A 15,078-nucleotide genomic window follows, 5' to 3' on the forward strand; every position below is an offset into this window, starting at 1 on the left:
ACACATCTTGGAGGAATGAAAATGACCAGTTTAACAAAAATCAGACAGCAGCAGCCGTACAAGTGGTACCAAACGATGAGAGAAACCTCTCCCGTTCATTACAATGAAAAGGAAGATTGCTGGGAAATCTTCACCTATGATGAAGTGAAGCGGGTGATTTCTGACTACAGTCATTTTTCTTCCGATCATAAATACTTAAGTGCGGACAAGCAGGAAAAAATGATCCGGCATATTAACAAAGACAGCCTTTTGAAAATGGACCCGCCTGAACACACCGTCTTCAGAAAATTGGTCAATCAGCCGTTCATGCCGAAATCGGTTGAGTCTCTTGCACCGCGTATAGCCGCTATCGCTGATGACCTGCTTCAGGCCGTCCGTTCAAAAGGCAGGATGGACATTATTGAAGATTACGCATTTCCGCTTCCGATTATCGTGATCGCAGAGCTTTTAGGATTTCCTCCGAAAGACAGGGATATCTTTAAAAGCTGGGTCGACCAAAGCCAGAATGTAAAAGATGAAAAGAAAATGAATGAAGTGCAAAAGCAGATGATCGGATACTTTATGCAGTTTATTTTACAGCGGAGAAAACAGCCGCAAAATGATATAATCAGCCATTTAATTTCAGCTGATTTAGACGGAGAGCCGCTGTCAGACAAGCAATTAATCGGTTTTTGCGGCTTGTTGATCGTCGCGGGGCACGTAACGACGGAAAATGTGATCGGAAATTCATTTCTCAGTCTCAAGGAGTTTCCGCATATTCTGCCCCGGCTGCTTGAAAATAAGGCGCTCCTTCCTGACTTTATTGAGGAAGTCATCCGCCTCAGACCTTCCATTCAGCGGGTAACCCGCTACACCGCGGTTGAGAGCGAGATTGGCGGAAAAACGATTCCGGCCGGAGAAAAAGTATATGCGTGGATTGGATCGGCGAACAGAGATGAAAAGAAGTTTGAAAATCCCGATCAGATTGACTTGGAACGAAAGCCGAATCAGCATCTGTCATTCGGTCAGGGCAGCCATTATTGCTTAGGAGCGCCGCTGGCCCGGCTTGAAGCGAAAATCGCGCTTTCCCACTTTTTTGAACAGATGCCCGCATGGCGTTTTACTGAGGATCAAGAGCCGAATCTGGTTCCGAGCCCTGTATTTCACGGCGTTGACAGGCTGCTTGTTGAGTTTTGAACGAAAAAATAAAAGAGGCTTCACGGGAAGCCTCTTTACTCTGGGGGCTTGGAGAAATGAATGTAGGAATCGAAGCAATGAACGTGTTTGGCGGAACCGCGTATGTAGACGTCATGGAGCTTGCGGAACATCGGAACCTGGATAAAAAAAGGTTTGAGAACCTGCTGATGAAAGAAAAAGTGGTGGCGCTTCCGTTTGAAGATCCGATTACGTTCGCCGTAAATGCCGCAAAACCGATTATCGATTCTCTCTCAGAAGAGGAACGGAATCAGATTGAAATGGTCATTACCTGTACGGAATCCGGGATTGATTTTGGCAAATCCATCAGTACCTATGTCCATGATTATTTGCAGCTGAAGCGGAATTGCCGGTTATTTGAGGTGAAGCAGGCTTGCTATTCTTTAACGGCCGGGTTTCAAATGGGCGTGAATTTCATCTTGTCGCAAACATCGCCGGGAGCGAAAGCGCTCATCATCGGAACGGATATTTCCCGCTTTTTAGTGGCTGAAGGCGGTGACGCGTTGACGGAGGAATGGTCCTATGCCGAACCGAGTGCGGGGGCGGGGGCTGTCGCGCTTTTAGTCAGCAGCACCCCTCATGTCTTTTTGCTTGATCAAGGTGCAAGCGGGTATTACGGGTATGAAGTCATGGATACCTGCCGCCCGATTCCGGATAGTGAAGCGGGGGATGCTGATCTGTCGCTCATGTCTTATTTGGATTGCTGTGAAAATTCATTTCAGGAATACCGAAAGCGTGTGAGCGGGGCGGATTATAAGAATACATTTCAATACCTTTCTTTTCATACTCCGTTTGGCGGAATGGTAAAAGGAGCGCATCGGACGATGATGAGAAAATTGGCAAAGGCTAAGCCGCAGGACATTGAAGCGGATTTTCAGCAACGCGTGCTGCCTGGGATTCAATACTGTCAGCGCGTCGGCAACATCATGGGGGCCACCGTATTTTTATCTCTTGCCAGCACGATTGATAACGGCTCTTTTGAAACGCCGAAACGCGTCGGCTGTTTTTCATACGGTTCGGGCTGCTGCTCTGAATTTTACAGCGGTGTCGTTATGCCGCAAAGCCGTGCGCGGCAGAATCAATTTCAGATCAGCCGGCATTTGGATGAACGCGTCCGTTTATCGATGACTGATTATGACCGGCTGCTCCAAGACAGCGGCATCGTAAAATTCGGCACAAGAAATGCCGCGCCCGCAGCAGACATCCCGAATGCGCATCAAGGAAAAACGCGATTAGTGCTGACTGAAATAAAAGAGTTTCACAGAAAGTATGAATGGACGACCTAGTATAAGAGCCGGAAAGGCTTGAGTATTTTTAAAGAAACGGAGAATACACATGAATCCAATGATTGATGTACAGGAAACAGAACCGGGCATTGTGCAGGTCACAATGCAGGATACGGCCGGGAAAAACGGGCTGTCAGAAGAGTTTGTAAGAGAGCTGCACCGGGTATTCCAAGACATCAATGCCCATCCGTCCTATAAAACTGTCCTTCTGACGGGTTACGGAAATTATTTCTGCACGGGAGGAACGCAGGAGGGGCTTTTGACCATTCAGAGCGGAAAGCTTCAATTTACAGATTTAAAGCTTCACAGTCTTTTATTGGATTGCAGGATCCCTGTGATTTCCGTCATGCAGGGGCATGCGATCGGAGCCGGCTTTACGATCGGTCTGAGCTCGGATTTCGTCATTTTAAGCAGAGAGAGTTTTTATTCTTGTAATTATATGAAGTACGGATTTACACCGGGAATGGGCGCGACGTATATTGTGCCTGAAAAACTGGGAATTGTCCTCGGGGAAGAAATGCTGTTTACGGCCGCGAATTTCAGCGGCGCCGCTCTGGAAAAACGGGGTGTTCCGTTTGAAGTGCTGCCGAAAAAAGACGCCCTTCAAAGAGGCCGCGAATTGGCCCGGCTGCTGGCGGATAAACCGAGAGCCTCACTGGTTGCGCTGAAAACCAATGTGACCGCACGGATCAAAAGAGAGCTGACAAAAGCGGTTGAGGAAGAGGTAAACATGCACGAAGCCACATTCCATCTTCCTGAAGTAAAAGAGAGAATCAGCCGCTTATACGGCAGTTAAACAGAATGAAAAAAGCATGGGATGCCCCCATGCTTTATGACTGGTCCGTCTTTTGCAGAACGGAGCCTGCGAATTGTTCTTTAATTTCGGCGCTCCGGGCTGCGGTTTTTGCGATGCAGTGCATGATGGCTTCTTCAAAGCGGCGCTCGTCTAATGCGCGAAGGCCTGCTTCAGTCGTGCCGCCCGGGCTTGTGATTTCCTTACGCAGGCGTTCAGGCCGTTTGCTGCTTGTTCTGAGCATTTCCGTCGCCCCGGCCATGGTTTGTAAAATCAGCTCTTTTGCCGTTTCTTCCGGCAGGCCGGCTTGAAGGGCGGCCTTTTCCATCGCTTCCACATACCGGTACACATAGGCGGGACCGCTTCCGGCAATGGCTGTGACGGCATCAAGGTGTTTTTCTTCAAAGAGCGTCGCTTCTCCGATTGTTTCCAGAAGCTCTTTTGCCGTCCGGATTTCAGCTTCACTCGCCTCAGAGCTTGCGGAAAAACCGGTCGCCGATTGCTGAATGGCCGCGGATGTATTCGGCATCGCCCGGATGATGGTGAGCTTTCTGCCGAAATATTGCTGAATCGTGTGAATCGTCAGCCCCGCGATGACAGAAATCACAAGCTGATCTTTCACGTATTCGCGAATGTTCTCAATGCTTTCTGCCGCATCTTTCGGTTTAAAGGCGAGAACAATAATGTCGGTATTGCTGAAAAACTCTTCTTTATCCCGGCACGGTTTCACTCCGTACGTTTTTTGGAGCTCTTCAAGCCGGCTGTCATTTGACCGGTTTGTCATATATATATGTCCGGGGGCTGTCATTCCGCTTTGCAGCAGTCCGTTCACCATTGCTTCCGCCATTGATCCGGCCCCGATAAAACCGATTTTCTTCATATAAATCCTCCTTCTTCTAAAACACAAAAAAACCTTCCCGTCAAAAAGGACGAAAAGGTTTCGCGGTACCACCTTACATTAGCACGAATCAGCCGTGCTCAGCTCAAATCCCGTAACGAGGGATACGTTTAGGTTTTCCTAACCGCTCTGAGGGCAGGTTCTGTAAACAAGAGGGCCGCAATGTCTTTCAGCCGGGGACATTGCTCTCTGCTGCCGTTGTTTATATACTAGTTCCTCGTCATCGCGTTCCGTGTTTTCTAGTTTGTTGTTCATTATGCTATGCGAAAGAGCGGGATGTCAATCTTTTTTTCCGATATGCGCAATAATGACACAGTGAAAAGAAAACGCTAAAATATGATTATTCAGGAATGAAAAGAACGAAGGAGCGTAAACATGGCAGCGAGAAAGATCATTCCGATACGTGTGCCGACTCCGTTTGCAGTCGGCGACGTTATCGTTTATTTAATAAAAGATGAAGCCTTAACCCTTATTGACTGCGGCCCGAATACAAAGGAAGCGGCTGAATCGCTCTCATTTCAGCTTAAGGAACACGGCGTTTCTGCGGCGGATATAGAACAGGTGGTGCTCACTCATCATCACGCAGATCATTCAGGTCTGCTGCACCTTTTTTCCGAGGATACGGAAGTGATCGGGCATCCGCTGAATGACAGGTACATTACTCAGGATCAGTCGTATATCGCCCGGCAGGAGGACTTTTTTCTGTCGCTTATGACTGAAATGGGCGTTCCCCTGACGCCTGAAGACATACAGAAAACAGTTAAGCTGTCGTACTTATTTTCTGCAAACCGTCCGTTAACGAAAACAGTGGAAGAAGGCGGGAAAATCGACGGGCTTAACGGCTGGACGGTGCTCGAAATCCCGGGTCATGCCGCTTCTCACATTGCGCTCTACCATGAAAAAAGCGGTGAAATGTTCAGCGGCGATCTGCTTTTGTCCAACAGCTCCACCAATCCGATTCTGGAAGCTCCGGAAAAGGGGGGCGTGCGCGCGGCCCCGATGCTCGACTACTTGAACTCAATGAAGCGGCTGTATGACGTAAACCCGTCCCTTTTATATCCGGGACACGGCGATCTGCTGACGGACGTAAAGCCTGCTTTTGACAGGCGGCTTGAAAAACAGAGAAACCGGTCGGAATATGTGCTGCGCCTGTTGTCAGAGGAAACGCTGACGGCTTTCCAGGTATGCCGGCGGCTGTTTCCGGCTGTGTATGAAAATGAATTGTTTTTAACGATGTCAGAAACGATCGGCCATCTTGACGTACTGGCTGCAAAAGGGGAGGCTGAATCCTTTCAGTCGGGAAATACTCTGATGTTTAAAGCTGTGAAGGGGTGAAGGAAATGGGCAGATTAACGGATAAGCGGATTTGGATCACCGGAGCATCCGGCGGACTCGGAGAACGGCTTGCATATTCCTGCGCGGCAGAAGGGGCTCATGTTTTTTTATCCGCCAGGCGGGAGGACCGCTTGCAGGAAGTGAAAAAAACGATTACCGCGCGCGGCGGACAGTGTGATGTCATTCCGTTTGACGTCCGGCATGCAGAAGAGGCTGAAAACGTAAGGCGTTTGATCGGTCATGTTGACGTATTAATCAACAACGCCGGCTTCGGTATTTTTGAAACAGCCGCTGATTCATCTTTGGAGGATATGAAGGCAATGTTTGAAGTGAACGTCTTCGGATTAATCGCCTGTACGAAGGCCTGTCTTCCGGTGATGCTTCATGCGAAAAGCGGCCATATTATCAATATCGCCTCACAGGCCGGCAAATTGGCGACGCCGAAATCAAGCCTTTATTCCGCTACGAAACACGCCGTTTTAGGGTATTCCAATGCGCTGCGGCTTGAGCTGGCCGGTACGGGTGTAGCCGTGACAACGGTTAATCCCGGTCCGATCAAAACAGACTTCTTTACAATTGCAGATAAAGAGGGCGGTTATGTGAAAAGCGTCGGCAGATGGATGCTTGATGCCGACCATGTGGCAGAGCGTATTACATCCGTGATTCTGACGGATAAACGGGAAATGAATCTTCCGCGATGGATGAGCCTCGGGACGAAGCTGTATCAGCTTTTCCCTTCGTTTACAGAAAAACTGGCCGGCCGCGCATTAAAGAAAAAGTAACAAGGGGGAGAAAGGAATGTCCGACCGGGATATACACAAGGCATTGATGACAGAGCCTTTAGTCAGGCAAATGGCGGAGGCGCGTGAAGTACTTTGGATCAACCCGCATAAAACCGATGATCCAGTAAAGAATGGCGCTGAATGGAAAAAGGAGATTGCCGAAGCGGAAGAAAGGCTGCGCCGGTTTGCGCCTTATATCGCGTCGGCTTTTCCGGAGACGGAAGCGGCGGGAGGCCTCATTGAGTCTCCGCTTGTCTTCATCAATGAAATGAAAAAGCGTCTGGAACAAAGCGCCGCTCAGGCTTTCCCCGGGCGTCTGCTTTTGAAATGCGACAATGAACTTCCGATTTCCGGTTCTATTAAAGCGCGCGGCGGGATTTATGAAGTGCTGAAGCATGCTGAAGATCTCGCTTTAAAAGCGGGAATGCTCTCAACAGACGATGATTACAGCATATTGACTGAGGAACGGTTTACCGCTTTTTTCTCAAAATACTCTATAGCCGTCGGTTCTACGGGCAATTTAGGTCTGAGTATCGGCATAATCGGCGCGAAGCTCGGCTTTTGTGTGACCGTTCATATGTCCAGTGACGCAAAGCAGTGGAAAAAGGAGCTGCTCCGGGAAAAGGGGGTTCGCGTCATCGAATATGAAGCAGACTACAGTCTGGCTGTCAAAGAGGGGCGCATTCAGGCGAAGCAGGACCCTTATTGTTATTTTATTGATGATGAGCATTCCCGGGATCTGTTTCTGGGGTATGCCGTTGCGGGAAGCCGTGTGAAAAAGCAGCTCGATCAAATGAACATAAAGCCGGGTGCAGATGAACCGCTTTTCGTTTATTTGCCGTGCGGGGTCGGAGGAGGCCCGGGCGGCGTCGCGCTTGCGCTAAAGCTGATCTATGGCGAGCATGTCCATATTTTTTTCGGTGAGCCGACGCATTCACCGTGTATGCTGTTAGGACTGTTTTCCGGCTTGCATGACGGAATCGGCGTGCAGGATATCGGCCTTGATAATCAAACAGCCGCCGACGGACTTGCGGTAGGAAGGCCGTCCGGACTGGCCGGCCCTCTGATGGAGCCTGTACTCAGCGGCTGTTATACCGCTGATGACGGCACGCTTTTTTCGCTGCTTTATCAATTAAGAGCGGCCGAGAATAAGAGCCTTGAACCCTCTGCACTCGCCGGTATGGCCGGAGCCGTCAAGTTCGTTCAGACCGAAGCCGGTAACCGTTATATAAAAGAGCGGGGGCTTGAGATGAAAAATGCCGTGCACCTTGTGTGGAGCACCGGCGGAAGCATGGTTCCCAAGGAGGAAATGGAAGAGTACAGCCGGATCGGTTCCTCATTTGTGAAAAAAATGGGCAGACAGTGAGGCGGTTTTCCGTTACAATCTTTGTAAGCGTTTGTTTTTTAATCGGAAAGCCATACAGAGAGATTGGTGTGAATTGTGAAAAATAAAGAATTGAACTTACATACATTGTATACGCAGCACAGCCGCGAGTCGTGGGCCGGATTCGGCGGCCATCTTTCCATTGCCGTTTCGGAGGAAGAAGCCAAGGCCGTAGAGGGGCTGAATGACTACCTGTCGGTGGAAGAAGTAGAAACGATTTATATTCCGCTTGTGCGACTGCTCCATCTTCATGTCACGTCTGCCGCAAGACGGAATCAGCATGTCAACGTGTTTCTGAAACATCCGCATTCAGCGAAAATCCCGTTTATCATCGGAATCGCGGGCAGCGTCGCCGTCGGCAAAAGCACGACGGCGAGAATTTTGCAAAAGCTTCTTTCCCGTCTGCCGGACAGGCCGAAGGTGAGCCTGGTGACAACCGACGGTTTCTTGTATCCGACGGCGGAATTAAAAAGGAAAAACCTTCTGTCCAGAAAGGGATTTCCGGAAAGCTACGACGTGAAAGCGCTGCTTGAGTTTCTGAACGATATAAAGTCAGGGAAAGAGAGAGTGGAGGCGCCCGTATACTCCCACCTTACCTATGACAGGGAAGAGGGCGCCGTCGAGGTTGTCGAAGGTGCGGATATCGTTATTATCGAAGGAATCAATGTCCTGCAGTCGCCGACCTTAGAGGACGACAGGGAAGATCCGCGGATTTTTGTATCGGATTTCTTTGATTTTTCGATCTATGTGGATGCCGAAGAAAGCCGGATTTTCACGTGGTATTTGGAGCGTTTCCGCCTCTTAAGAGAAACCGCTTTTCAGGATCCGGCTTCTTATTTTCATAAATTTAAGGATTTGTCTGATGCAGAAGCGGATACCATGGCCGCCTCCATTTGGGAGAGCGTCAACCGTCCGAATCTGTATGAAAATATCCTGCCGACAAAATTCAGATCGGATTTGATTTTGAGGAAAGGTGACGGCCATAAAGTTGAAGAGGTGCTGGTAAGGCGGGTGTGATGTGAGGAGGAAGCGAATATTATGATGCATCATATTGAATTGTATGTATCTGACTTGAAAGCCTCCGCCCGGTTTTGGGGATGGTTTTTAGGTGAGCTCGGTTATAGGGAGTTTCAAAATTGGGACTCCGGCATCAGCTGGAAAAACGCCGGATTTTATGTTGTGCTTGTACAGACAGAGGAGCGTTTTTTAACACCGGAGTACCACAGATGCCGGGTCGGGCTGAACCATCTGGCTTTTCATGCTGCGTCAAGAGAGCAGGTTGACGAGATGACGGAAAAGCTGCTTGCCAGAGGATGCCCCGTGCTTTACAGGGACCGCCATCCATATGCAGGCGGAAGCACGCATTACGCCGTATACACGGAGGACCCGGATCGGATAAAGGTGGAGCTGGCTGCGCCTGCCTCTGAATGAACTATAACTTCTCGTTTTTTTCTTCGCGCAGCGCGTCGAGTTTCTTTTCGATTCTGTCCAATTGTATGCGGCGCTGCTTCAAGCTTCTGAATACGTATATCACGGCAAGCAGGAAAAATGCGGCTGCAATAAATGAAATCAATTGAAAAATGACATCACCGATGTTCATCTTTTTTACCTCCGTGTGCGGCGGGCTTCTTCAGCCCGCCGTTTTTTCATTTTAACCAATGTGAAGACATGGGGGATGAATCATTTCTCTCCTAGCTTTGTTTTTTTCTGAGAATGAATAGTTTCTGCATGTGGCTTATGACCACTTTTGCGGCCGCATATCCCGGAATGGCCAGCAGCATCCCGGCAATTCCTGAGAATTTGCCGGCGGCAAGCAGAAGAAAAATAATGGTCAGCGGGTGAATGTCCAGCTTCCGTCCCATAATTTGCGGGGAAATCAGCTGGCTTTCAAGCTGCTGGACAATGACGACGACCGTAATCACCAGCACCGCCTCGGTCGGTGAATCGAACAATCCGACAATGACTCCGGGAAATGTGCCGATCCAAGGCCCGATAAACGGAATCAGATTTGTCACCATGGCGAACGCGCCCAGAACGAGCGGATAATCGAGCCCGATGATAAAATAGCCGATTGTGACGAGAACGCCGACACAGAAACTGACGAGCAGCTGTCCTTGTATGTATGAACTGAGAGCTTCATCCATGTCCCGAAGGATTTGTTTTCCTTCTTTTTGATGTTTTTCCGGAAGAAGCCGCAGCAGTCGCCGGGGGGCTTTATTTCCTTCTTTTAACATGTAATACAGCGCAAACGGAATAATGGCTGCGGTGATGACGGCATTGGCAGCCGTACCGGCCAGACTGCTGAGAGAATCAGCGATTGAACCGGAATAATTTGCGGCTTTGTCCGCTAATTTTTTAAAGGAATCCCCATGCTGAAGCCTGGAAAACCATTTGCTGTCCTGAAGGTGTCCGATCCAATTTTCAGCTTTTGCGGAAAGCTCCGGAATATGATCTGTGAAGGCTGTAAACTGTTTTTGAACGGCAGGGCCCGCCGTATACAGGAAGAGGACAAAAAGGCCGGCTGTTCCCGCATAAATCGCTAAAATCGCGATTCCTTGGGGCAGCTTTAATTTCGCATGCAGCACTCTGACGAGCGGGCGGCACAAATAGTAAAGGACGCCCGATAATACAATGGGCGGAAACAAGGTTTTAACCGTAATCACAACAGGCTGGAACAAAAAGTCTATTAATGTTCCAAGATAAATGATGAGAAATAACAGAAGAACGGCATAGCCGATCTTGAAATAAGGCCCGACAGGCATATCCTGCACCACGCAATCTTTAAGGGTTTACTCTCGGACGTTTCCCTTTTCGCCCGGTGCATAAACGTCCGTGTCAGGAAAACTGCCCCTGATTGGTGACGTAATCGTAGATAATATCTTCTACATGGGCATGGAGATCCTCATCGGGTTCTTCATTCCTTCTTTCTTCTAAAGCTTTTTTTAAACTCTGTTTTTCATAGGGGCTCAGCGGATCTGTCGACACATTCCGTCCATACTGGCGGAGGGCTTGTCCCAGCATTTTTTCTATAAATTGATCCATCATATATTCTCCTATTCTTGTCATTCATCTTTATTCTACTAAATATCATGTGATCCTCCCACTCTTCTATCATATTTTCTGTCAGGACGATTTAGGCTTTTATTCCAGTTCAGCCGAGAGAATAAGATGAAACGGCAGCGTTAACGCATCTTCATCGTTTATGATTTTTAAACGTTTTTCGTCATGCCTCACTTGTTTCACCCATCCCCAAAAGCGGCGGGGGCCGCGTGCTGAAGCATAGGTGACCGAGATGGCTCTGTCTTCTTCAATCGACGCCGCAATGATGCGGTTCATGTCGTTCAGTTGCTCTGCGCTCAGTTCCGGAGGCCGGAATTCCCGTTCTTTTCGTTTTTTTGCAAGCAGCTGCTCCCGATGTTCGGGCAGCATCATCCGGCTTGATTCCCACATGACATTATACCCGGGTGTTAATTTGTTCGGATTCATGTATATCACCTCAATTATTTGTAATGCCCGCCGATTTTTTCAGCCCGGTGAAAGGCTTGGCCGGCCTCTGTCAGCGAAGCGGCATGGAGGAGCGACGCAGGGCCGTACCGCTCATGAATATCATCCAATACTTTGCCGAGACTGATCTTTTTTTCCTGAGCATCAAACAGGCTCAGCTGAACATAATCACAGGGCTCCAGCTGGGAAAGGGAGACGCCGGCGCTGCGGACGGGCTCACCGTTCCAATGCTCTTTGAAGAGCTTGACCGCCGCTTTAAAAATATCCATTCCGAAATTAGTCGGAGAGACCAGCTTTCTCTGTCTGTGAAAACCTGAAGGGAATTCAAAATCAGCGCCTCTGATGCTGACCGAAACCGTATGGCCGATGTATTGTTTGAAACGGGCGCGGCGGGCCACTTCTTCGCTTAACTCCAACAGCACGACTTTGATATCCTCAAAGCGGCTGTAGTCTCTCGGGAGGGTCATGTTATGGCCGATCGCTTTTTGCCGGCTGTGCGTGTTGACGGTGACCGGAGAGGGATCGATGCCGCGGGCTGTCCGCTGAAGCAATTCGCCGTTAATGCCCCAGCGTTTTTTCAGCAGTTCGGCGGGGTGCCCGGCAAGCCCGCCGATTGTGCTGATGCCCATCTGTCTTAAATGATGCTCCATCCGTTTTCCGATGCCGAATAATTTTCCGACCGGCAGCGGCCACAGATCCTCCCTGATATTTGACATATCCAATCTGTGGATGCCGGATGCGTTTTTTTTGGCAAAATGGTCGCAAGCCATTTTCGCGAGCGCCTTATTCGGCCCGATGCCGACACGGGCATAAATTCCGAATTCACGCATGATCGCTTGCTGAATGCTTTCGGCAATTGTAAAAGGATCACCGAACAGCCGCCTGCTTCCGGTCACGTCGAGAAACTGCTCATCGATGGAGTAGGGTTCTACAAGATCGGTATACCGTTCAAACAGTTCGGTAATCATGACGGATACATCAATATACCGCTGCATCCGCGGACGGACAATAACGGCGTCGGGACATTTGGCCTGCGCTTCCCACAGCCGTTCGGCATTTTTTACGCCGTATCGTTTGGCGAGCGGACAAGCCGCAAGCACGACGCCGCTGCGTCTTTCGGGATCTCCCGAGACAATCACGGGCCGGCTTTTGAGATGAGGCGCTTCCGCTTTTTCCACAGACGCATAAAACGATTGCATATCAACAAGAAGAATATCAGCCATAAAAAAACCTCCGAGAACGTTTGTTCTGTTTTTCATTGTACCCGAACAATGATCACGTTTATACTGGTAAATCATTCCCCGGCTGGAAGACGTGCTGATTCGTTTGCTTGAAAAGAAATCATTTACAATTGCAAACAACCCACATATAATTTTTTATATTCCAATGAGAAGAGCTGACATTCATTTTGCCGGACGAAAAGGAGAGTCAATCGATAATGGATATTCGAACAATTACCTCTGAAGACTATGAAATGGTTACGTCTGTTTTGAATGAATGGTGGGGCGGCAGGCAGATGAAAGACAAACTGCCGCGCTTGTTTTTTGAACATTTTCAGGACACGAGCTTTATCACGTACGGGCCGGAGGGAATGACCGGTTTTTTAATCGGTTTTCAGTCACAATCAGACCCTGAGACAGCCTACATTCATTTTTCCGGTGTGCATCCGGATTTCAGAAAAATGCAAATTGGAAAACAGCTCTACGATCGATTTATGGAGACGGTGAAAAAAAGGGGCTGCACAAAAGTCAATTGCGTGACGGCGCCCGTCAATAAAGTATCAATCGCTTATCATACAAAATTAGGCTTTGAAGTTGAAAAAGGAACCAAAACCGTAAACGGAATCCCTGTTTTTGCGAATTATGACGGTCCGGGAGAAGACCGGATTCTGTTTGTGAAATATATGTAGAGGGGGATGAATATGGGTTTTTTAGCTGACACGCCCAAACCGCCCTATTATGCGGTCATTTTTTCATCAATAAAGGGAAAATATGATGAGGAATATGAGCATACGGCAGAGCGCATGATGAATTTGGCAGGCGGACAGCCGGGCTTTTTAGGCGCGGAAAGCGTTCGGGAGGAAAACGGCTGCGGCATCACGGTTTCCTACTGGGACAGCCTGGAGTCGATTAAAAGGTGGAAAGACCATACTGATCACCGGGCGGCAAAACAAAAAGGAAAAAGCGCCTGGTATGAAGCGTACGCGGTCCGCATTACGAAGACGGAGTCACAGCGGATGTTTGCGTCAAAAGGGGCGGAAGATTGATTACATTTTTACGGCATACACAAGAACAGACGGCGCGGGAAATTGCGGCGGTTCAACGCTGCTCTTATCAAAAAGAAGCCGAGCTGATCGGCTTTTTCGGCATTCCAGCCCTGCATGAAACACCCGGTGACATACAGCGGTCACGGGAGACGTTTGCCGGTTTCAAGGAGAAAGATCAGCTTGCAGGCGTCATTTCGTATGAAAAAAAGGGATATGACCTTGTCATATGCAGGCTGACGGTGCACCCGTCCGGCTTTCGGAAAGGAATCGGACGGGCGCTTATTCAATTTGTGATAGACCAAAACCGGGACGCCCAAAAAATAGAGGCGGCTACCGCCAGTCAAAACGTTCCGGCAGTCTCTCTCTATTTAAAAACCGGCTTTACAGAAGCCGGACAGACAGAGACGCCGGAAGGGCTGACCCTCTCGTTTTTTCATCTTTATCCGAAGAGGAAAGCGGAAGTTGTTCCGTACAAGCCGGAATGGAAAGAGATGTTTGAAAGAGAGAAGGCGGACTTGATCCGAATCTTCGGCCCCGCACTTCATTCTGTCAGCCATATCGGCAGCACCTCCATCCCGGGAATGGCCGCAAAACCCGTTATCGATATACTGGCGGAGGTCAAAGATATTTCAGATGCTGACCGATTCAGCCCGCAGCTGGAAGCACTCGGCTATGAGGCGCAAGGGGAAAACGGGATAGAGGGCCGGCGTTTCTTTCAAAAAGGCGGCAGCAAGCGCACACACCACGTCCACATATACGAAACAGGCCATCCGGATGTGAAGCGCCATCTGCTGTTCCGGGATTACCTCACTGAAAAGCCTGAAAAAGCGGCTCAATACATGGAACTGAAACGGCGGCTCGCTAAGGCATACCCGTACGATACGGCAAAGTATAGTGAAGGGAAAAATGACTGGATCAAGGCGGCTGAACAAGAGGCAAAGGACTGGGAGAGCGGGCTTCTGTAAAGAAAGCAGAAACAATGCATACAGCGGCTCGGTATGCTACAATGGCGAAAATGAAAAACGGAGGATCATCTATGCAAATACATGTGACGGATGCGGCGAAACACACACTTCAGCAGGCGATGGACGCCAACCCGGGGAAAAAAGCGCAGCTCCGCTATGACGCAGAAGGCTGCGGGTGCGCGGTGAGCGGCGTGCCGACCATCTGGCTGGCGGACGAATTAACGGGACAATGCGAAGCCATTGAAACCAACGGACTTCCGCTTTACATCCAGACCTCACAAAAAGTGTTTTTTGACGAGGAAATGACAATCGATTACAATGAAAAGGCAAAAACGCTCGTCTTAAAAAGCCCGGCAGAGATGCTGAGCCCGAGAATGAGCATATTAGTAAAGCAGGGAGAAACGGAAAGTGAATCAAAAGCTGAAAGCCATTAAACAGACGGCACAGCATAAAACGTGGGTATCCTTTCTGAACAACAACCACCCGTACAGTCTGCTGCACTGGTCCATCGGAGGCGCTGAATCCGTTCAGAAGGATGTCTGGCTGCTTCAGGATGAGATGACCTTCAAAGCGCAGGAGTTTACGACAATCGACCTCGCCATTGACTGGATCGGAGAAAATATGGACGGGATTACCGACGTTTTATGACGGGAAAGCGAAAGAACCAGCAT

At 49.2% G+C, this 15,078-nt stretch carries 19 protein-coding genes; 13 read left to right on the forward strand and 6 right to left on the reverse strand.

Annotated features, from left to right (window positions below; translation table 11 throughout):
• Window positions 1-21: 21 nt before the first annotated feature.
• From C5I45_RS08230 to C5I45_RS08240, 3 genes are read left to right on the forward strand one after another with little or no spacing between them, the layout of a single operon-like run.
• Complete coding sequence (locus C5I45_RS08230; protein ID WP_107994330.1) at window positions 22-1,176, forward strand: cytochrome P450; 1,155 nt, start codon at window positions 22-24, stop codon at window positions 1,174-1,176.
• 56 nt (window positions 1,177-1,232) lie between these two features.
• Window positions 1,233-2,480 (forward strand): hydroxymethylglutaryl-CoA synthase family protein, encoded by a 1,248-nt coding sequence (locus tag C5I45_RS08235; protein ID WP_003153278.1) that lies wholly within the window; start codon window positions 1,233-1,235, stop codon window positions 2,478-2,480.
• A 49-nt stretch (window positions 2,481-2,529) separates the two neighbouring features.
• The gene (locus C5I45_RS08240; RefSeq protein ID WP_014305356.1) at window positions 2,530-3,276 is read left to right on the forward strand and encodes a polyketide synthase; all 747 of its coding nucleotides are present in this window, start codon (window positions 2,530-2,532) and stop codon (window positions 3,274-3,276) included.
• A gap of 34 nt (window positions 3,277-3,310) precedes the next feature.
• On the opposite strand, the gene proC is transcribed toward C5I45_RS08240, so the two are convergent.
• Window positions 3,311-4,153: a pyrroline-5-carboxylate reductase gene (proC, locus tag C5I45_RS08245; protein WP_014305355.1), complete on the reverse strand. Its 843-nt coding sequence runs from the start codon at window positions 4,151-4,153 to the stop codon at window positions 3,311-3,313.
• A gap of 393 nt (window positions 4,154-4,546) precedes the next feature.
• Here proC and C5I45_RS08250 point away from each other — a divergent pair, with 393 nt between their 5' ends.
• From C5I45_RS08250 to C5I45_RS08270, 5 genes are all read left to right on the forward strand, one after another.
• Window positions 4,547-5,506 carry an MBL fold metallo-hydrolase gene (locus tag C5I45_RS08250; protein WP_014305354.1) on the forward strand — a complete coding sequence of 320 codons (960 nt, stop codon included), beginning with the start codon at window positions 4,547-4,549 and terminating at the stop codon, window positions 5,504-5,506.
• Between the two features lie 5 nt (window positions 5,507-5,511).
• Window positions 5,512-6,288, forward strand: a complete 777-nt coding sequence (locus C5I45_RS08255) for an SDR family NAD(P)-dependent oxidoreductase (RefSeq protein WP_025852789.1) — start codon at window positions 5,512-5,514, stop codon at window positions 6,286-6,288.
• Between the two features lie 16 nt (window positions 6,289-6,304).
• Complete coding sequence (gene dsdA / locus C5I45_RS08260) at window positions 6,305-7,654, forward strand: D-serine ammonia-lyase (RefSeq protein ID WP_107994331.1); 1,350 nt, start codon at window positions 6,305-6,307, stop codon at window positions 7,652-7,654.
• A 75-nt stretch (window positions 7,655-7,729) separates the two neighbouring features.
• Window positions 7,730-8,689, forward strand: a complete 960-nt coding sequence (gene coaA / locus C5I45_RS08265; protein ID WP_107994332.1) for a type I pantothenate kinase — start codon at window positions 7,730-7,732, stop codon at window positions 8,687-8,689.
• Between the two features lie 24 nt (window positions 8,690-8,713).
• Window positions 8,714-9,103: a VOC family protein gene (locus tag C5I45_RS08270; RefSeq protein ID WP_025852786.1), complete on the forward strand. Its 390-nt coding sequence runs from the start codon at window positions 8,714-8,716 to the stop codon at window positions 9,101-9,103.
• 1 nt (window position 9,104) lies between these two features.
• Here the strand turns inward: C5I45_RS08270 and C5I45_RS08275 are convergent, their stop codons facing one another.
• From C5I45_RS08275 to C5I45_RS08295, 5 genes are all read right to left on the reverse strand, one after another.
• Window positions 9,105-9,272, reverse strand: coding sequence for a DUF4083 family protein (locus tag C5I45_RS08275; RefSeq protein ID WP_095324145.1), 168 nt, complete (start codon window positions 9,270-9,272; stop codon window positions 9,105-9,107).
• 91 nt (window positions 9,273-9,363) lie between these two features.
• Window positions 9,364-10,434, reverse strand: a complete 1,071-nt coding sequence (locus tag C5I45_RS08280; protein WP_025852785.1) for an AI-2E family transporter — start codon at window positions 10,432-10,434, stop codon at window positions 9,364-9,366.
• A 73-nt stretch (window positions 10,435-10,507) separates the two neighbouring features.
• The gene (locus C5I45_RS08285) at window positions 10,508-10,714 is read right to left on the reverse strand and encodes a YqzH family protein (protein WP_003153294.1); all 207 of its coding nucleotides are present in this window, start codon (window positions 10,712-10,714) and stop codon (window positions 10,508-10,510) included.
• A gap of 99 nt (window positions 10,715-10,813) precedes the next feature.
• On the reverse strand, window positions 10,814-11,158 hold the full coding sequence (locus C5I45_RS08290; protein ID WP_003153295.1) for a YolD-like family protein: 345 nt from the start codon (window positions 11,156-11,158) through the stop codon (window positions 10,814-10,816).
• A 14-nt stretch (window positions 11,159-11,172) separates the two neighbouring features.
• A complete protein-coding gene (locus C5I45_RS08295) occupies window positions 11,173-12,399 on the reverse strand; it encodes a DNA polymerase IV (protein WP_060387030.1) in 1,227 nt (408 codons plus the stop codon).
• Window positions 12,400-12,614: 215 nt separating this feature from the next.
• On the opposite strand from C5I45_RS08295, the gene C5I45_RS08300 reads away from it, so the two are divergent.
• From C5I45_RS08300 to C5I45_RS08320, 5 genes are all read left to right on the forward strand, one after another.
• A complete protein-coding gene (locus C5I45_RS08300) occupies window positions 12,615-13,085 on the forward strand; it encodes a GNAT family N-acetyltransferase (RefSeq protein ID WP_003153297.1) in 471 nt (156 codons plus the stop codon).
• Between the two features lie 12 nt (window positions 13,086-13,097).
• A complete protein-coding gene (locus C5I45_RS08305; RefSeq protein ID WP_043867257.1) occupies window positions 13,098-13,442 on the forward strand; it encodes an antibiotic biosynthesis monooxygenase family protein in 345 nt (114 codons plus the stop codon).
• Complete coding sequence (locus C5I45_RS08310) at window positions 13,439-14,407, forward strand: GNAT family N-acetyltransferase (protein WP_014305347.1); 969 nt, start codon at window positions 13,439-13,441, stop codon at window positions 14,405-14,407. The genes C5I45_RS08305 and C5I45_RS08310 overlap by 4 nt, the downstream gene beginning before the upstream one ends.
• Window positions 14,408-14,478: 71 nt before the next feature.
• On the forward strand, window positions 14,479-14,841 hold the full coding sequence (locus C5I45_RS08315; protein WP_014305346.1) for an iron-sulfur cluster biosynthesis family protein: 363 nt from the start codon (window positions 14,479-14,481) through the stop codon (window positions 14,839-14,841).
• Window positions 14,816-15,055: a DUF2552 family protein gene (locus tag C5I45_RS08320; RefSeq protein WP_003153307.1), complete on the forward strand. Its 240-nt coding sequence runs from the start codon at window positions 14,816-14,818 to the stop codon at window positions 15,053-15,055. Before C5I45_RS08315 ends, C5I45_RS08320 begins: the two co-directional genes overlap by 26 nt.
• The last annotated feature ends 23 nt before the right edge of the window (window positions 15,056-15,078 follow it).

Source organism: Bacillus sp. ZY-1-1 (assembly GCF_003047165.1).
GTDB classification, from domain to species: domain Bacteria; phylum Bacillota; class Bacilli; order Bacillales; family Bacillaceae; genus Bacillus; species Bacillus velezensis.